At 37.1% G+C, this 18,394-nt stretch carries 14 protein-coding genes and 1 tRNA gene; 4 read left to right on the top strand and 11 right to left on the bottom strand.

Annotation, left to right across the window (positions count from 1 at the left end; genetic code table 11):
- Positions 1-13: 13 nt before the first annotated feature.
- Genes ftsH through AWW83_RS07450 form a run of 4 tightly spaced genes read left to right on the top strand, consistent with a single transcriptional unit; the run spans position 14 to position 4,884 of the window.
- A complete protein-coding gene (gene ftsH, locus AWW83_RS07465) occupies positions 14-2,038 on the top strand; it encodes an ATP-dependent zinc metalloprotease FtsH (protein ID WP_234697276.1) in 2,025 nt (674 codons plus the stop codon).
- Positions 1,992-2,738, top strand: coding sequence for a diacylglycerol/polyprenol kinase family protein (locus tag AWW83_RS07460; protein WP_234697275.1), 747 nt, complete (start codon positions 1,992-1,994; stop codon positions 2,736-2,738). Before ftsH ends, AWW83_RS07460 begins: the two co-directional genes overlap by 47 nt.
- 14 nt (positions 2,739-2,752) lie before the next feature.
- Positions 2,753-3,832, top strand: coding sequence for a DUF4837 family protein (locus AWW83_RS07455; protein WP_092350466.1), 1,080 nt, complete (start codon positions 2,753-2,755; stop codon positions 3,830-3,832).
- 59 nt (positions 3,833-3,891) lie between these two features.
- The gene (locus tag AWW83_RS07450; RefSeq protein ID WP_092350464.1) at positions 3,892-4,884 is read left to right on the top strand and encodes a DUF4097 family beta strand repeat-containing protein; all 993 of its coding nucleotides are present in this window, start codon (positions 3,892-3,894) and stop codon (positions 4,882-4,884) included.
- Here the strand turns inward: AWW83_RS07450 and AWW83_RS07445 are convergent.
- From AWW83_RS07445 to smc, 11 genes are all read right to left on the bottom strand, one after another.
- Positions 4,885-4,957, bottom strand: a tRNA-Arg gene (locus tag AWW83_RS07445).
- A 17-nt stretch (positions 4,958-4,974) separates the two neighbouring features.
- Positions 4,975-5,667, bottom strand: a complete 693-nt coding sequence (gene ispD, locus AWW83_RS07440; RefSeq protein WP_234697274.1) for a 2-C-methyl-D-erythritol 4-phosphate cytidylyltransferase — start codon at positions 5,665-5,667, stop codon at positions 4,975-4,977.
- Positions 5,664-7,520, bottom strand: a complete 1,857-nt coding sequence (locus tag AWW83_RS07435; RefSeq protein ID WP_092350462.1) for an APC family permease — start codon at positions 7,518-7,520, stop codon at positions 5,664-5,666. Before AWW83_RS07435 ends, ispD begins: the two co-directional genes overlap by 4 nt.
- Positions 7,521-7,546: 26 nt before the next feature.
- The gene (gene queA, locus AWW83_RS07430; protein ID WP_092350460.1) at positions 7,547-8,587 is read right to left on the bottom strand and encodes a tRNA preQ1(34) S-adenosylmethionine ribosyltransferase-isomerase QueA; all 1,041 of its coding nucleotides are present in this window, start codon (positions 8,585-8,587) and stop codon (positions 7,547-7,549) included.
- Between the two features lie 60 nt (positions 8,588-8,647).
- Positions 8,648-11,452: a pyruvate, phosphate dikinase gene (gene ppdK / locus AWW83_RS07425; RefSeq protein ID WP_092350458.1), complete on the bottom strand. Its 2,805-nt coding sequence runs from the start codon at positions 11,450-11,452 to the stop codon at positions 8,648-8,650.
- Between the two features lie 18 nt (positions 11,453-11,470).
- Positions 11,471-12,151, bottom strand: a complete 681-nt coding sequence (locus tag AWW83_RS07420) for a gamma-glutamyl-gamma-aminobutyrate hydrolase family protein (protein WP_092350456.1) — start codon at positions 12,149-12,151, stop codon at positions 11,471-11,473.
- Positions 12,148-13,200 carry a tetraacyldisaccharide 4'-kinase gene (gene lpxK / locus AWW83_RS07415; protein ID WP_092350454.1) on the bottom strand — a complete coding sequence of 351 codons (1,053 nt, stop codon included), beginning with the start codon at positions 13,198-13,200 and terminating at the stop codon, positions 12,148-12,150. Before lpxK ends, AWW83_RS07420 begins: the two co-directional genes overlap by 4 nt.
- Complete coding sequence (lpxB, locus tag AWW83_RS07410; protein WP_092350452.1) at positions 13,197-14,345, bottom strand: lipid-A-disaccharide synthase; 1,149 nt, start codon at positions 14,343-14,345, stop codon at positions 13,197-13,199. The genes lpxK and lpxB overlap by 4 nt, the downstream gene beginning before the upstream one ends.
- A gap of 14 nt (positions 14,346-14,359) precedes the next feature.
- Positions 14,360-14,944 (bottom strand): methyltransferase family protein, encoded by a 585-nt coding sequence (locus AWW83_RS07405; protein ID WP_234697273.1) that lies wholly within the window; start codon positions 14,942-14,944, stop codon positions 14,360-14,362.
- Positions 14,945-14,974: 30 nt separating this feature from the next.
- On the bottom strand, positions 14,975-15,685 hold the full coding sequence (locus AWW83_RS07400) for an MtnX-like HAD-IB family phosphatase (RefSeq protein ID WP_143713927.1): 711 nt from the start codon (positions 15,683-15,685) through the stop codon (positions 14,975-14,977).
- Positions 15,686-15,689: 4 nt separating this feature from the next.
- Positions 15,690-18,394, bottom strand: a 2,705-nt coding sequence (smc, locus tag AWW83_RS07395; protein ID WP_092350448.1) for a chromosome segregation protein SMC, incomplete at its 5' end; no start/stop codon positions are given.

Raw genomic sequence — 18,394 nt, 5'->3', positions numbered from 1 at the left:
GAGGTTTTGAAAAATGTTCAGAGAATTCTTAAATTCAAGTGATAAATTCAAAAAGAACGATAGAAAAATGAGGAAACCTCAATTTGACAATGGCGATAACGACGATTTCAACTGGGGAAGAGCAATGCGAGTGATTTTAAGCTGGCTTATCATTATTTCCGCAGTTTTTGCACTTATGGTCTGGTTCAGAGGAAATCAAAAACTTGAATATGAAATTACATTTGACCAATATCAACAATTTTTGAAAGCTGGAAAAATAAAAGAAGCAATCGTCAAGAAAACGGATGTAAATAATTTTGACTTCCACGGCGTTCTCAAAGAGCCAGAAGAAATGATAACGGTTGACGGGAAAAAAGTCCGCGGTGATAAATTTGTTGTCTTTCTGCCGAATGCTTCCGATTCAAGGGTGATAGATGAATGGACGAGAAGAGGGATTAAATTTAACTTCGTTAAAGAAAGCGATCAATGGTTGAATGCTCTTTTGAGCATAATTCCGTGGGTTCTCTTGATTTTTATCTGGTTTTTGATTATGCGAAGAATGCAAGGGACGACGACGAAAAATATATTCACATTCGGAAAAAGCAGAGCAAGAGTTATAACCAACAACATTCCGAAAGTTACATTTAACGATGTCGCTGGGGTTGAAGAAGCGAAAGAAGAATTAAAAGAGATCATAGAATTTCTCAAAGATCCTGCAAAATTTCAGCGTCTTGGTGGAAAAATTCCGAAAGGTGTTCTACTACTTGGACCCCCGGGAACAGGAAAAACATTGCTTGCAAAAGCAGTTGCTGGTGAAGCTGGTGTGCCTTTCCTCTCAATAAGTGGAGCTGAATTTGTTGAAATGTTCGTTGGAGTTGGAGCAAGCAGAGTGCGTGATCTTTTTGAACAGGCGAAAAAACTTGCACCGTGTATAGTTTTTATTGACGAAATTGACGCTGTTGGAAGACACAGGGGCGCTGGACTTGGCGGAGGTCACGATGAGAGAGAACAAACTTTAAATCAACTTCTCGTTGAAATGGATGGCTTTGAAGAAAACAGCGGAATAATCGTAATTGCTGCAACAAATAGACCTGACATACTTGACCCAGCACTTTTGAGACCCGGAAGATTTGACAGACAAATTGTTGTTGATAGACCCGATGTGAAAGGACGACTTGAAATTTTAAAAGTCCATACACGAAGGTTGCCTCTTGCCCCGGATGTTAATCTTGAAATAATTGCAAAATCAACCCCGGGATTTTCTGGAGCAGACCTTGCAAATCTTGTAAATGAAGCTGCACTTTTAGCTGCGCGCAAAAATCACGACCTTGTGACGATGCAGGACTTTGAAGAAGCAAAAGACAAAGTTATGATGGGAATACAAAGAAAGAATGTTGCTATCTCAGAGCGTGAAAAAAGAATTACTGCTTATCACGAATCCGGACATGTTCTCGTTGCAAAGATGTTGCCAGAAGCTGATCCAGTTCACAAAGTCACGATTATCCCACGTGGCAGAGCTCTTGGAGTGACAACATATCTTCCAATTGATGAAAGGCACACTTACTCAAAAGAATATCTTGAAGCGATGATAACTTATGCTCTTGGTGGAAGAGCAGCTGAAAAATTAATTTTCAACTCTCTCACAACCGGAGCAGCTGACGATCTTGAAAAGGCAACGACAATTGCAAGAAAAATGGTCTGTGAATGGGGAATGAGCGAACGCCTTGGACCTTTGACCTATGGAACAAAAGAAGAAGAAATTTTCCTTGGAAGAGAGATTACAAGACAGCAAAATTATAGCGAGCAAACCGCGATTTTGATAGATGAAGAAGTTAAAAGAATTGTCACCACCTGTATGGAAAGAGCAGAAAACATCCTGCGCGAAAACATTGACGCTTTACATCGTCTTGCGAATGCTTTGCTTGAAAGAGAAACGCTAACGGGTGAAGAAATAGATAAAATCATCAAAGGTGAAGATTTGCCCGCCATCCAAAAGAAAGCCAACGGTCAAGATGAAGCAACTCCAAGAGTATCTGCAAATCCTGAACCAAAAAATTAACGGACGATTTGAATCACCAGATTATTCAGAAATACTCATTGATTTTAGCAAAAACATTGACCGAAATTACAAGGCAGAATACATCCGCAAGGCGATACATCAGTTTTCAATGTTAATACCGGTGATTTACTATTTCACACCCCGTGATCTCGCAATAAAAATTTTAATCATCCTAACATTTGGGTTCGTCGCAGTTGATATCGCAAGATATTACAGTCCAACTGCGCAAAAACTCTTTTATAAATTTTTTGGCTTTATCCTCAGACATCACGAAAGAGATCATAAAGCAAAAAACTTGAACGGTGCAACCTGGGTTTTCATTTCAGCGCTCGTCTGTGTCATCATTTTTCCTAAATTTATCGTCATAAATGCGTTTGCAATTTTAATCCTTTCCGATGCAAGCGCAGCTGTTTTCGGGCGAAAATTCGGGAAACATAAATTTTTCAAGAAATCACTTGAGGGAACGATCGCTTTTATAATTGCTGCAATCCCTGTTGTATTTCTTGCCCCGAAAGTTCAGAATTTGCCGGGTGAATACATCATAACGATGATCGCTGCAATCGTCGGCGGAATCATTGAAGCTGCCTCAATTGATCTCAAAGTTGATGATAATCTTTCCATCCCCGTCAGCATAGGCGCGACGATGTGGATTTTATATTCAATTTTTTACCCCAATCTTGACCTCTACTTTTTAAAGTAAAAAGAGAGCAAAAGATGAAAAAATTTTTTTCAATCGCAATAATTTCGCTCTTTCTAATCTCCTGCACTCAGCTAAAACCCAAAGCAACCGGAGACGAGACAGAGATCATAACCTACGTTGATTCACTTCTTTACACTCAAATTCAAGACCCGTTGAAATCAACATTTCAGCGACTTCTTTACACCCCACAACCAGAAAGTTTATTTATCATAAAGCCAGAATTTCAAATTTATTCAATTGACAATCTCAAAACGCGAAAAAACATTATGTTTGTCTCAACGCTTGATAATAAGAGCGACATCGGACTTTATGTTTCAAATATGCTTGACCCAGCTTCAAGAGAACTCGTTGAAAAAGATTCTGCATTTCTTTTCATAAAGAAAGACCTTTGGAGCAAAGGACAAATCATTGTCGTTTTGGTTTCAAAAGATAAAGAAACTCTTTTAAAACATCTAACGAAAGATAGAAACGAAATTTATCTTTACTTTCGCGACGAATTTTTCAAAAGAGAACTTGACGCAATTTATTCCGAAGGTCACAACAAAAAGGACATTGAGAGATATTTTCTTAAAAAATATGGGTGGACAATTTTTGTTCAGCACGATTATTATATCGCAAAAGATTCAGCGGAAGAAAAATTCGTCTGGCTCAGAAGAAGAACTCCCGAAGATATGGAAAGATTTATCTTCATTCACTGGATTGACTCGGTTGAAAATCCGTATAAATTTTTCAATCAAGTATGGATAGCAGAGAAAAGAAACGAATTGACGCGAAAATTTTACAGGACAACACGAGATGACGCTTGGGTCGTGATAGCAGATGATCCGGAAAGCATAAAATATCTTTACTTTTTCCCAGTGAATTTCAACGGAAGATATGCAATAAGGGTTCAGGGTTTATGGAGATTTAACGATTTTACAGGGGGAGGACCTTTCATCTCGTATGTTTTTTACGATGAAAATCAAAAGCGAATTTATTTTATTGACGGTTCAATCTTTGCGCCAAGATACGAGAAGAAAAAACTCGTGATTCAGATTGATGCGCTCCTTCATACTTTCAAAACCGCTGGCTCAGGGGAAATTGCTTCACATTGAAACATCTATTCACAGACCTGCGTATTTACGAAATTAGAAAAACAAAAAATTTTTCTAATATGAAGACAAAGTTTCTCATTTTTATTATCACGGGTTTACTTTTTGCCGGCGGTTTGCTTCTTTGCTCAAATATAAAAACCGGTGAAATTAAATTTGAAATTCAACCTGAACAAACCGAAGAATTAAAAATCTCCAAATCTTTCAACATAACTCCGGGCATCCTTATGATTGAAGCAAGCATCGCAGATGTCATTTTAAAACCACATGAAGAGAAAAATATAAAAATTGATTTTTCCGCAAGAGGTTCAGCAGACCAACTGAAAAATTTTGATGTCTCATTTGAAGAGGGAAATGGTTTCTTTAAAATCAAGATCAAACACAAAAGAGAGTTCAAATGGTATAACTTTTTCAAACTTTTTGACTTAATTGAGGGAAGCAAGATTGAAACCGCACAACTTGTTGTATATGCGCCGGGGTTTTTGAACGGGGATATTAAGACCGCTGGCGCGGATATAAAAGTTGAAAAATTCACAGGAACTTTTACACTTTCATCATCTGGTGGAGATATTTATTGCGAAGGAATTGATGGGACTATCAACGCATCTTCGGCTGGTGGGGATATCAGATTTAAAAATTGCTCTGGAACTGGAACAGCAAGAACATCTGGTGGCGATGTGTTTGTTAGCAATCATTCCGGTATAATTGAAGCAAAATCAGCTGGCGGAGATGTGAGAATTAACAAAATTTCTGGCTCGGTTGTTGCATCTTCATCTGGTGGGGATATAGAAGTTGAATTTATAAAAATTGAAATGCAAACGAATTTAACTTCATCTGGCGGGGATATAAAAATTTTTGCTCCATCGGATTTAAATGCTTATGTTGATTTTGAAACTTTTGGCGGAGATATAAACTTTGATTTCCCGATTAAAACGGAGATGAAGACAAGTTCAAAGATAAAAGGATGGATTGGTAAAGAAGATTCAGGTGTAAAGATTAAAGCGACGACATCAGGTGGAGATATAGAGTTAAGAAAAAGAGATAAGGGGATTTAGCGCGCCTGGAGGGACTTGAACCCCCAACCCGCGGATCCGAAGTCCGCTGCTCTGTCCATTGAGCTACAGGCGCCTTTTTTAAAATTTACATCAAAATTTATTTTCCCTCAAAATCATCTTCGCAAATTCAATGTCCTCTGGCGTCGTTATCTTTATGTTTTCGTAAAGTCCTTCAACAATTTTCACTTTGACGCCAAGACGTTCAACAAGTGATGCATCATCCGTCCCGTAAAATGAATCTGTGTAAGCTTTTTTATACGCCTGCTGTAAAACAGTGTAATAAAACGCTTGCGGTGTCTGAACAAGCCAAAGCGAATTTCTATCAAGCGTCTTTTCAACAAATCCATTCCCAGCATCAAGTTTAACTGTCTCCTTTGGTCTTACCGCAAGTATTGCTGCGCCAGTTTCTTTACAAGCAGAAATAACTTCACAAATTTTATCACAAGTTATAAAAGGTCTAACTGCATCGTGAACAACAACTATTTCAGTGTGATGATAAACCATCATTTGCAGTGCGTTATAAACAGAATCTTGCCTCTCGTTCCCGCCAACGGTGACCTCAACAACTTTGGTTATGCCAAATTTTTTAACGAGATTTTCAACTTCAATAAAAATCTCCGGCGCGGTTGCAATTATTATAGCGTCAATACAATCGCAGTTTTGAAACTTTTCAAGCGTATGAATTAAAATTGGTTTTCCTTCTATCTCTATCAATTGCTTGTGTATGCCCGCATTCATTCTCTTACCATATCCTCCAGCCGGAATTATAGCGGTTACCTTCAAGATTTATTTCCCCTATTTTGTTCTTCAATTCCGGTGTAATCAATATGAAATATAAACTCTGGAAATTTCCTCGGCAAACTTATGATGTTGTAAACCATTATTCCAGTTGACATTCTATCAAGCCAGGAAGAAAGTGGCCAGCCAAAGTGTATGTGAATCTTTTTATCAGCCGGAAGTTCATACTTAATCGTTTTCAAAAGTCCAACAATCATATCAAATAAATTCGTTCTTGGTTGAATTGATATCCAGAAATGTCTCGGAAATTTTTTCTCAGGTCTATCAAGTCGTGGAGAGTAAAAGCTTACATAGATTGAATTGTCATCAAGGTTTTCAATGTTTTCTTTTGGTCTTTTAAAGTGAATGTGAACTTCATTGGAATCAATTTCTGCAATCGCAAAAACAACATCCATCGGGCTATCGGTAATTCTTCGCACGGGGATTTCCGGCGCCTTCGTCCTTGAAATTTTTAATCCAGCGATAAGGAAAAATAATGTCATAAAAAGCCAAAGCAAGGCACCATACAATCTGTGCAGGACAATGTAAATAAATATGCTAAATGTGATGATGAAAAGAACCAAAGTTCCAGTTCTGGATGTGTGATAAGTTATCTCTTTTGTCCCCATCAAATATCTGTAAATTATGAGCGATCCAATGTTAATTGTGAAACTTGCAACAAGCCCAACAGCATACATTTCTGCAAGGATTGCTTGGCTTCCACTTGTTATCAAAAGTATGATTGAATAAAATGTCGCATTCAAAATATGAACGCGGTAAAGCGAACCACGGCGATTTAACTTTATAAGCCACTGGAAATTGTATCTTTCGCATATTTTTTCTATCAATTCAGATGAAGCAACCATTGCTGTATTTACAGCCATTATCAAAGTAATGCTTGCAAGAACACTGACAACTAAACCAAATGCGGGTCCATTTACTTTTTCCGCAAATGTCGGGATTAAATCTGTTTCGTGCTTTTCAAGTTCTATGTTTGATGAAAGAGCGAAAAGAGCAATTAACGGCGTGAAGATGCCAACTGTAAGAGCAAGGAAAATGTATGCTTTTCTGATATCGTGCCAACTTTTGACAAGTGATGCAGTTTGAAGAACGGATTCAATTCCCGAATAAGCGAGGATACAACTTCCAATTCCAGTGACAAGATTTGCGTATGATTTAAAAATTGACGAATCGTTTAAATCAGAAACAAAAAGAGAGAAACTTTCCTTTACCTTTGACGCAGCTGATGAATCAAAATTGAAAATTCCACCAATGACTAAATTCAAAAGCACAAATGAAGCAAAAATGAAAATTGCAAATGTAAACTTTGCATTTTCTCTTATCCCGAGAATGTTAAGCCCAGCAATTAACCAGATGACAAGAATCTTCAAAAAGAATTTTAAATGTTCGGGCATTGAAAGGAAGGCAAGACCATTTTCAACGGCGCTGACAGTTGAGATTGAAGCTGTTAATATATACACAACGAGAATTGATGCAACAGCGATAAATGAAACGCTTGGACCAAGGACAAGATATGAAAACGAATAAACCCCGCCACCTTTTATATTATGAACTTCAAGAATTTCAGCTATCTCAACCATCCTCGTTGAAAGAAAACGAATGAAAAGTGATGTCAAAGCAATATAAACAATTGCCTTGATCCCGATAAACCTGTATGCTTCAAAAGGTGCATAATAAATTGATGTGAGTTCGTCCATCAAAGTTATAATTGAAACCGCAAACCAAGTTATCCACCATCTTCCAGCTTCAAAATAACTCAAAAGGTTCTTTTTTCGGAGCAAATTGAGAAAAATCAAAAAAATTAAGAGATTGACAGCGATAAAAATTGATGTTTTCATAGGTTGAAAGGATTGGGTAAGTTAGTTTAGATTATAAGCATTGCATCGCCGTAGCTTAAAAATCTATACCCGTTTTTTATTGCATGTTTATATGCCTGCATAAGAAAATCAAGACCAGCAAATGCAGCAACAAGCATAAGCGGTGTTGACTCAGGAGCGTGAAAGTTGGTTATAAGTTTATTCACAATTTTAAACTCATACGGTGGATAAATAAATTTATCCGTCCATCCTTTATACGGTTTAACATGCCCATCTGCGCTCACGCTTGATTCAAGAGCTCGCACAACGCTTGTCCCAACAGCAACGACGCTTTTCTTTTTATCAATCGTTTCATTTATCAAACGAGCGCTTTCCGCAGGAATTTCAAAATACTCCGAATCCATTCTATGTTTGCTTAAATCCTCAACTTCAACTTTCCTGAAAGTCCCGATCCCAATATGAAGAACTATTGGAACATTTTTAACCCTTTCCTTTTCAATTCTTTTTAGCATTTTTTTTGAAAGGTGCAACCCCGCCGTAGGAGCTGCAACCGAGCCCACGACCTCGGCATACACAGTTTGATACCATTCTTTATCGCCTTCCTCAGGCTGTCTCTTTATGTAAGGTGGAAGTGGAACCTGTCCATATTTTTCAATGAATTTAAAGAAATCACCTTCATAATGAAACTTCAATGTTCTACCGCGAGATGTTGTATTGTCAATGACTTCACAATAAACCTCGTTATTATCGCCGAAATAAATTTTATTCCCAATTCGCACCTTCCGAGCTGGCTCAACAAGTACATCCCAGAGATGCTCTTCAGGATTTAATTCCCGAAGCAAAAGAATTTCAATTTTCGCACCCGTCTTCTCCTTTCTCCCAATTAATCTCGCAGGAAAAACTTTCGTCTTGTTCAAGACAAGCGAATCTCCTTCTTCAAGATAATCAATTATGTCTGTGAAAACTTTGTCCTCAATCGTTTTATTTTTTCTGTCAAGAACAAGCAAACGCGCACTATCCCTTGGCTCAACCGGATATTTTGCGATCAAATTTTTCGGAAGCTGATAATTGAAATCTGAAAGCTTCATGATCACCGAAAATTTTATTGTTAAATTTAAAAGCGGGGGAATTTTATCCCCCGCTCTTTTTTATTTCGTTCGTTTAACTTTTGACTTCGCTTTTGTTTTTTGTCTCACTTTTTTAGACGGTTTCCTATCCGTCTTTTCCAATTTTTTCTTTACACCGTTATACAAAAGAGCAGCTCTTGCAGCAGCAAGTCGTGCAATTGGCACACGATACGGAGAACAACTCACATAATCAAGTCCAATTTTATGGCAGAATTCAATCGTTGCAGGATCACCACCGTGCTCTCCACAAATTCCAACTTTCAAATTCGGTCTCACAGAACGACCTTTTTCAACGCCAATTCGCATCAACTCACCAACACCTTTTACATCAATTGTCTGGAATGGGTCTTTATCATAAATTCCAAGATCAAGATATTTGTAGATGAACTTTTCGTAATCATCCCTTGAAAGCCCCATTCCCATTTGTGTTAAGTCATTTGTCCCAAATGAGAAGAATTCAGCAACAGTTGCAATCTCATCAGCAGTAATAGCAGCGCGTGGAACTTCTATCATTGTTCCAACAGAGTATTCAACCCTTATCCCCTTTTCCTGCATTACTTTTTCAGCAACCTCACGAACTATTTTTTCTTGATTTTTAAGCTCATTCACATGTCCAACGAGCGGGATCATTATTTCAGGTTTTACTTTTATTCCTTCTTTTGCCACCTCACAGGCTGCTTCAATAATTGCTCTTGTTTGCATAGCCGTTATCTCCGGATACACAATCCCAAGACGGCAACCTCTGAAACCAAGCATTGGATTAAACTCCTTCAACTCGGCAAGACGTCTGCGTATTTTCTCCTCCGGAATTCCCGTTTTCTCAGAAAATTCCTTTATTTCTTCATCGGTATGTGGTAAAAATTCGTGTAAAGGCGGGTCAAGCGTTCTTATCGTAACAGGTCTATCACCCATAACTTTAAAGAGCCCGTAAAAGTCTTGTCTTTGGAGTGGTAAAAGCTCATTCAACGCTGCTTCTCTCTCTTCCTTTGTATCCGCAAGAATCATCTTTCTCATTGATATAATTCTATCTCCCTCAAAAAACATGTGTTCAGTTCTTGTCAACCCAATTCCTTCAGCTCCGAATGCGACGGCAACCTGCGCCTGATTCGGTAAATCTGCATTTGTTCTAATTCTTAATTTTCTCACCTCATCAGCCCATTTCATCAACTTTTCAAATTGCTTATAAACCGGCGCTTTCTCCGGATCAAGCGTTTTCTCAACGAGAACTTGCAAAACTTCGCTTGGCTTCGTCGTTATTTTACCAAGTATAACTTCACCCGTTGAGCCATCAATTGAAATATAATCCCCTTCTTTTATCACTTGACCATTAACTCTCATTTCCTTCTTAACATAATCAATGTCAAGAGCTCCACATCCGACGACGCAAACCTTACCCATCTGCCTTGCAACAAGGGCAGCGTGTGATGTCATACCCCCACGAGATGTAAGAATTCCCTCTGCTGAATACATTCCTTTTATATCTTCGGGCGATGTTTCAATTCTCGCAAGTATCACCTTCTCACCACGCCTTGCCCATTCTTCTGCATCCTCGGAATGGAAGACAACCCTTCCGGTTGCTGCACCAGGTCCAGCAGGAAGCCCTTTTGCAAGAAGACGACCATCTTTAATTGCTTTCTCTTTCTCAACAGCATCAAAAATTGGTCTCAAAAGATGATTTAACGCATCCGGCTCAATCCTCAAAAGTGCTTCTTCTTTTGTGATTAAACCCTCTTCAACCATATCAACTGCAATTCTTACAGCTGCGAAACCTGTCCTTTTTCCAGCTCTTGTTTGTAGCATGTAAAGTTTTCCACGCTCTATCGTAAATTCAATATCCTGCATATCCTTCAACCTGCTCTCAAGAATTTTTCTTACTTCAAGAAGTTGCTCATAAACATGTGGCATAACCTCTTTTAACTTTGAAATTGGAAGCGGTGTCCTTATCCCTGCGACAACATCTTCACCTTGCGCATTCATCAAAAATTCTCCATAAAACTCATTTTCTCCTGTCGCTGGATTTCTTGTAAACGCAACCCCAGTTCCTGAATCATTGCCCATATTCCCAAATACCATAGTTTGAACATTTACAGCAGTCCCCATATCATCCGGGATATTGTAAATTTTTCTATACGCAACTGCCCTCGGATTCATCCACGATCTGAAAACTGCACCAATTGCACCCCAGAGTTGCTCCCAAGGATCTTCCGGAAAATCAACACCCTTTTTCTTCTTAATCAACTCTTTAAATTCATAAACAAGTTCTTTCAAATCTTCCGCTGTTAACTCAATATCTTGCTCAACTCCTCTTGCTTTCTTCTTTTCCTCAATTAAAACCTCAAACGGATCTCTCTCTTCTTTTGACTCCGGCTTCAAACCAAGAACAACATCTCCATACATCTGAACAAATCTTCTGTAAGCATCCCACGCAAATCTCTCATTCTGTGTCTGCTCAATCAAACCCTTAACAGTTTCATCGTTTAAACCAAGATTTAAAATCGTATCCATCATTCCTGGCATTGAAACAGGTGCACCTGATCTGACGGAAACAAGAAGTGGATTTTTCGGGTCTCCAAATTTTCTTCCAACAAGTTTTTCAACTTTTGCAAGTGCTTTTTTAACCTGTTCTTCAAGACCTTTTGGATATGTTTGATTATGCTTATAGTAATAACTACAAACTTCGGTTGTGATCGTAAATCCAGGTGGCACAGGTAAACCGATGTTCGTCATCTCCGCAAGATTTGCACCTTTACCACCGAGCAATTTTTTCATTTCCGCTGTTCCTTCTGCTTTGCCACCACCAAAAAAATAAACATATTTTTTCGCCATTACTTCTTACCTCCTGATTTATTTTTGAACAATTGCATTGATAAACGCCTCAAGCAAATTTTTTGAAAATGAACTCTCAAAATTTCTCATCCTCTCCGGATGCCACTGAACAAGCAAAACAAATCTCTCATCCCCGTCCCATTCAAGACCTTCTATAACTCCATCATCGCACTTTGCACTTACACGCAAATTCTCACCTATCCTATCCGCAGATTGATGATGACTGCTGTTTACAACTCCTTCTCTTTGACCAACGATCTTGAAAAGATTTGAATCTTCAAGAACAAAAACATTGTGTAACCTATCTTCGCCAGTTGTCTCATCCTTACGATGATTTGTTCCAATCACAGTTTGAATATCAAAAACCAAACTCCCACGCAGATATACATTTGTAATCTGCAATCCTCTGCAAATTCCAAGAATTGGAACTCCCTTCGCAAAAGCAATGTCAAGAAGTTTAAACTCAAACCAATCCCTATCACGATTGTATTTATCGCCTTCTCTTTCTGGCTCGCCATAAAACTCCGGATGCACATCATCTCCACCCGTAAGCAAGAGAGCATCACACTTTTTCAAATCATCAGCGTTAAGTTCTTTATAAGATAAAATCACCGGCTCAACAGATACATTTGCTCTCTTTAACCAATTTATGTAATTTTCAAGTTTGCTATCACAATATGAAACTCCAACTTTTATCATCTCACAACCTCTGCGATCTTTTGTTTAAGTTCGTCCTCCCCTTCATAAAATTCAACTTCAATTTCCGCATAAAAAAAAGGAAAATTTCTTAACTCTTTCATCCCATATAACCTCGCATAATCTTTTTCCGTCGTGATCACAAATTCAGCACCACTTGAATTAAATTCCTCCATTATCCTCGCTATGTCTTTTCCACTGTAATTGTAATGATCTGGGAACTCAAAATTTTTTACAATTTCAAAATTATTGTCTTTCAATAACTTTATAAAACTTGTATGTTTTCCGATGCCTGAAAAAGCCAGAATTTTTTTTCCTTCAAACGGTTTTTCAAGTAAAATATAATCAAAAAATTTCCGTATTTCAAGAAGTTTGTATCCAAAATTGCAAATAATCCAATCTTCACGAGGAAAATACTTTTTGAAACTTTCTTTATCATCAAAGTTGCGAAAGCAAACAACATCTGCCCTTTTGATTGAGAACAACGGTTCTCGCTTCAATCCCGCTGGAATTAAAAACTCATTTATCTCATCTCCTGAAAACAAAACTATATCAATATCCCTATGCAAATCCCGACGCTGGAAACCATCATCAAGTATGAAAACATCAACATCATAATTTTCAAGAACTTTAATTCCGGCTTCAAATCTATCCTCACAAACTGCAACTATCCATCCAAAATTTTTCTCAACTGATTTCAAAGCCATCTGAAATGGTTCATCTCCACACTCCTCTGGCGTCGCCAAAATCCGTTTTCCATCAGTAGCAAGAAAAAAACCTTTTGTCTTTCTTCCGTATCCACGACTTAAAATGCCAACTTTCTTCCCCGAACTTGAAATGTATTTTGCAAGCCATTCAACAAATGGCGTTTTCCCTGTACCACCAGCAATTATATTCCCAACAGATATAACTGGTTTTGGCAACCTTTTGATTTTAAAAACCCTATGGTCATATAGAAAATTTCTTAACACAACAACAATTCCATAGAGAAAAGAAAACGGCAGGAGAAAAAAAGAAAATTTTCGCCAAAGATTAAAAAGTTTTACCCTCATAAATTTGAGATAATTTTTTCCGCTACAATCTCTGATGTTGACTTATTAGAGTTCTTCAATGAAAGCAAATCTTTTATCTTCAAAAGTTCTGATCTAAAGTTTTTATACTTTTCCTCATCTGTTAAAAGATTGCGAACCTCTTCAAAAATTTTCCACTCGTTGAAATCATTCTGAATTAACTCCGCTACAAGTTTTTTTCTTAACACGATATTTGGCAAAGAGATGCTATCTACCACATCCGTTTTTATAAGCATTCTCCCGATTAGATAATTCAAAAACGATGTCTTATAACAAACCACCATCGGAACACCCAAAATACCTGCTTCAAGAGATGTTGTCCCGCTTTTCACAATGGCAATTTTAGAAAAACGAAGAAGTAAATGTGAGTCATCAACAAATTTAAAATTTCTTATCTCATCACCACCAATTTTTTCTATTTCAGAATCGCTAATCGTTTTTGCTTTGCTGAAAACAATTTCAACATCAAAATTTTCTTGTAACTTTTTTCCCGCTTTGAGCATTGTCCCAAGCATTGATTTTACCTCCTGCACCCGACTTCCCGGAAAAAATGAAATTACTTCTTTGCGACTTATTCCATACCTATCAAAAAAATCTTCTTCACTTGCGCTCTCAACATTTTTCAAATCTTCAAGAAGCGGATGCCCAACAAACTCCGCATCAACTCCAAATTTCCTGAAAAATTCTTCTTCAAACTCAAATATCACAAAAAGTTTATCAACATAATTTTTTAAATCTTTAACTCTTCCCCTACCCCACGCCCAAACCTGTGGTGCGATGTAATAAAAAACTTTAAAACCATTTTGCTTTGCAAATTTTGCAAATCTCAAATTAAACCCCGGATAATCAACAAGCAAAACTGCATCAGGTTTTCGTTCAAGCAAAGTTTTAGCGCAAAAATTTCTAAACCCCGAGATTCGTTTTAAATTTTTCAAAACATCAATAAAACCTATAAACGAAATTTTTGATATGTCATAAATAATCTCAGCCCCACACTTTCTCATCTTCTCCCCACCAACGCCAAACACTTCAATTTCAGGCGAAATTTTTTTCAACGCACATATAACTTTGCCAGCGTGCGAATCACCCGACGCTTCACCAGCGACAACCATTATCTTTTTTGACATCGCCCTCCCAACGCTCAAAATTTGTTTCTGAAAAAGAAAATCAAAATGTTGAGCAAAGTAACCCCAAAAAATGCTTGTAAAGTTCTTTTCTCAGACCTCAACGCCTCTTTGATGTCAAACTTAAAATTTGAAGCAAACTTATATCTTCTCAATCTCGGTATAAACCTTCGCACATTCTCAAAATAAAGTTTATACTCATCTCCAAATCTCCCACTCAAATACTCCTCTTCAAGCGTCACGATCAAATAATACTGAACAAAAAAATAAATCAAACCCAAAATTTGAAAATACGGAAAAAGAGCCATTGACATTATCCCGAAACCAAGATAAATCAGCATATTTCCAATGTAAAGTGGATTCCTCACATAAGCATAAGGTCCATTTGTCACAAGTTTGCTACCCCCAACAGGTCCAGTTGTCCTCGTTTCTCCACCAGCATACCCAACTCCCCAAATCCTTATCAATTCACCAATTAACGCAATTATAAAACCAATTGCCAAACTCCACAAACTTGGCTTCGCAAATAAAATCATAACTATCAAAAAAGGTATTGGCGTATAACTTCTGTAGGAAAAAATTTTTTGCCTTAAATCGGTCACAATTCAAGAATTTTATTTTTTGTTTTTATTTCACTCCCTCATAAAAACTTCTCTTCTTTTCAACTCCGCCTGCCATCTCTTTCGCAACTTTTTCTTCCCGCTTAAAAATCTTTGAAACTGCTCAATCACATCTTTAAATGTCTCAAACTCATAAACAGGTATATTTCTCTCCCTGCAAAATTTCAAAAGTTCTTTTTTCCCGAAGACGACATCTGCATATTCAGCAGGACATCTATCCGAATAACCATCGCCTATGTAAATGATGATATCTTCATCCGCAGAAAGAGTTAGCATATGATTTCGTTTGCAATTCCCACAAATGCGACATACTGAATCTGGATATGGGAAATCAAGCACGACTTTGCCATCTTCAATCCATAATTTATTTGAGAAAAACTTAACATTGTCCAATCCATTCTTTTCAAGAATTTTTTTGATATAAAAATCAAATCCATCGCTTACGATAAAAATTTCAATCCCATTATCCCTGCACAACTTCACAAAATCAATAAAATACGGATCAATTTCCTGTGAAAGAATTAACTTTTCCATTTCGTCCTTATCAACCTTCACTTTTTCAGCAATTTTCTCCCGCATCTCCTTTGAAGAAATCTCATAATCTCTCCACCTCTCAACAAGCCAGCGATAAAAATTTTTATCTCCGAATGTTTCAAAAAACAAATCCCCAACATCATTCTTTGTTATCGTCCCGTCAAAGTCGCAGAATACTTTTATGTTCATAATCTCATTGCTCAATTTCTTGTTTAAATCTAACTGAAACTATTTTTGAAACGCCTTCTTCTTCCATCGTCACGCCATAAAGAGTGTCGGCAGATTCCATCGTTTTCTTGTTGTGCGTAACTATGATAAATTGCGTATCCTTTGAAAATGTCTTCAAAAGATTTATAAACCTTTCAATGTTCGCATCATCAAGCGGAGCATCAACCTCATCAAGCACGCAGAAAGGACTTGGCTTAACAAGATAAATTGCAAATAGCAAAGCAATTGCTGTTAATGTCTTTTCACCAGCAGATAGTAGATCAATTGATTGTAATCTTTTTCCCTTTGGTTTCGCCATTATTTCAATTTTTGATTCAAGCGGATCAATTCTCCCATTCTCATCTGGAATAAGTTTAATATCTGCTTCACTTTCTGGACCAAAGAGCGTCTCAAATGTCTTTTTGAAATTTTCCCTTATCTTATCAAATGTCTCCATAAATTTCCTCTGTGCTGTCGTGTTAATCTCGTCAATCGTCTCCGTCAATGTCTTCTCCGACTCAATCAAATCATCCCTTTGAGAGATCAAAAACTCAAGCCGTTTCTTTTCCTCTTGATAATCGCTGAACGCAAGAAGATTCACAGGTCCAAGAGATTTAAGTTTCGCCTTCAAATTTTCAACCTCCTCCCTTAAAACAGCAATGTTAAATGTGTCCTGATCTGGAAAATCTTTATACTCAATCTCAACCTGATACTCTTCCCTTGCTCTTTCTTTTAAAGTTTGCATTTTAAATTTTATCTCGTTTATCTTGATTTCAAGATCGTGCATCGCACTTACATACTCTTCATATCTTGCCCGTTCTTCTTTTATCTTTCTCTCAAGCGTCTGAATTTCAACAAGTTTATCGCTATGTTGTGCCTGAACCTCCTTCAATCTTTCACGAAGCATTAAAACCTCATTTTCAAGAATAACAATTTTCTCATTCAACTCAACAAGGTTAAGTTCTATCTCTTCAATTTTAATTTTGCTCTCTTCAATTTCTGTTTCATACTCGCTTATCTTTCTTGAAATTCTCAACATCTCATCCTGAATTCTCTTTATCTCCGATTCCGTGTTTTTCTCATCGTTTTCAAGCGAAATTATCTTGATGTTCAACTCTGAAACATAACTTGCTTTTTCGTTCCATTCACTTTCAAGCGTTTCAAATTCAGATGTCACCATTGAAAGTTTATATTCAATATCTTCTTTCTCTTTTTCAAGCGTGATGATTTCATCTTCAAGTTTTGTCAAAATTTCATCAAGCGTTTTTATTTCATTTTCAAGTTCAAATTTTTCTCTTTCAATTTCTGCAATGCTCTCCATCGCTCTCGTCTTCTTGTATTCAGATTGATTTATCATCTTCTCAACCTCTGCAATTGAAACCTGTATGTTTCTCACAATATCTGCAAGTTCCTTTAAATTTATCGCCTCAACCTCACGATTCTTTTCATCAATCAAATTTTGGACATTGTTAAGTTCTTCTCTCAACTTTTTGACATCGTTCTCAAGTATTTCAATTTGTTTCCTTTTACCTATCACGCTTTGTGTTGAGCCATTTGTGCTCCCGCCTTTTATCAATCCTTCATCAGTGAAAATTTCTCCTTCAAGCGTAACACATTTAACATTGCCGTAATTTTTCAACGCTTCAATCGCCGAATTTTTATCTCTCACGACGAGAAATTCATCAAGAAGAAGGTCAACAACTTTTTTAAATTTCTTTTCGCAACTTATTAAATCATTTGCCCAACCGATAACACCACTTCCGTTAACTGGCAAATTTGTTGCGTAATTTTCTGGAATTTTTTCAAGACAGATAAATGTGACCTTGCTTTTGTTTTGCGCTTTTAAAATTTCAATTGCCTTTTCCGCTTCATCAACAGTGTCAACTATCAAATATCCCGCCGATTCACCAAGTGCCGACTCAATTGCGTGAGAATACTCTGGATCAACATCAATCACATCAGAAACGCTTTTAAAATTAGGATTATAATTTTGAACAAGATATTGCGCCCCCTCGGATAAATCAACATGCTTTTCAATTAAATCTTTCAGAAAATCAATTTTTGAAACCTTTTTCCCTATCTCACTTTGAATTGCAAAAGATTTCTTCTGAAGTTCCTCAATTTCAACTCTCAAACTTTCCTTTAAAGATTCTTTCTCCCTCAAAATTTTCTCCGCACTTGCAAGTTCATTTAAAAGAATTGCCTTCTTTTCAAGCAAAGTGTTAAGTTCAACATCCGCATTTTTTATCTCATCTTCATAAGAGCGTTTCTCCTCCGTTAAAAGTTCAATCCTACCCTTGAAATTTTCCATCCTTGCTCTCATCTTTTCAACCTCGCCTCTTTTCGCAGTTATCTCATTCATTTTTTCAATTAAATACTCGTTCAAATTCTTCACGCTTATTCTTTTTTCATCAAGCAAACGAGCAAGTTCATCAAGATTTTGTTTCCTTTGAGAATAAATTTCACGCAAATTAAACAAGTCAGACCTCAAAATTTCAAGCGTTAATTTCTTTTCGTTCTCTTTCTCCGTTAATTCAAAAAGTTGATGTTGCAAATCAAGTTTCTCCCGTGATGCCTTTTCAATTTTCTCAATAAATGCTTTCTTTCTCTCTTTTAAAAGTGCAATTTCCTGCTCCATTAAATTTAAATCTCTCGTCCTTGCTTCAATTTTTGAATGAACTTCCTCAATTT

Origin of the sequence: Candidatus Chryseopegocella kryptomonas, from assembly GCF_001536065.1 — a bacterium.
GTDB classification, from domain to species: domain Bacteria; phylum Bacteroidota; class Ignavibacteria; order Kryptoniales; family Kryptoniaceae; genus Kryptonium; species Kryptonium kryptomonas.
The sequence above is the reverse complement of the archived record's forward strand: the minus strand, read 5'-3'. Positions and strand labels throughout refer to the sequence as shown.

Bases quoted from the DNA above. Each gene is read 5' to 3' on its own strand.
- queA (WP_092350460.1), bottom strand. From the start codon at position 8,587: ATGAAGCTTTCAGATTTCAATTATCAGCTTCCGAAAAATTTGATCGCA.
- lpxB (WP_092350452.1), bottom strand. From the start codon at position 14,345: ATGTCAAAAAAGATAATGGTTGTCGCTGGTGAAGCGTCGGGTGATTCG.
- lpxK (WP_092350454.1), bottom strand. From the start codon at position 13,200: ATGAGGGTAAAACTTTTTAATCTTTGGCGAAAATTTTCTTTTTTTCTC.
- AWW83_RS07420 (WP_092350456.1), bottom strand. From the start codon at position 12,151: ATGATAAAAGTTGGAGTTTCATATTGTGATAGCAAACTTGAAAATTAC.
- AWW83_RS07400 (WP_143713927.1), bottom strand. From the start codon at position 15,685: ATGAACATAAAAGTATTCTGCGACTTTGACGGGACGATAACAAAGAAT.
- AWW83_RS07435 (WP_092350462.1), bottom strand. From the start codon at position 7,520: ATGAAAACATCAATTTTTATCGCTGTCAATCTCTTAATTTTTTTGATT.
- AWW83_RS07460 (WP_234697275.1), top strand. From the start codon at position 1,992: ATGAAGCAACTCCAAGAGTATCTGCAAATCCTGAACCAAAAAATTAAC.
- ftsH (WP_234697276.1), top strand. From the start codon at position 14: ATGTTCAGAGAATTCTTAAATTCAAGTGATAAATTCAAAAAGAACGAT.
- AWW83_RS07455 (WP_092350466.1), top strand. From the start codon at position 2,753: ATGAAAAAATTTTTTTCAATCGCAATAATTTCGCTCTTTCTAATCTCC.
- ppdK (WP_092350458.1), bottom strand. From the start codon at position 11,452: ATGGCGAAAAAATATGTTTATTTTTTTGGTGGTGGCAAAGCAGAAGGA.
- AWW83_RS07450 (WP_092350464.1), top strand. From the start codon at position 3,892: ATGAAGACAAAGTTTCTCATTTTTATTATCACGGGTTTACTTTTTGCC.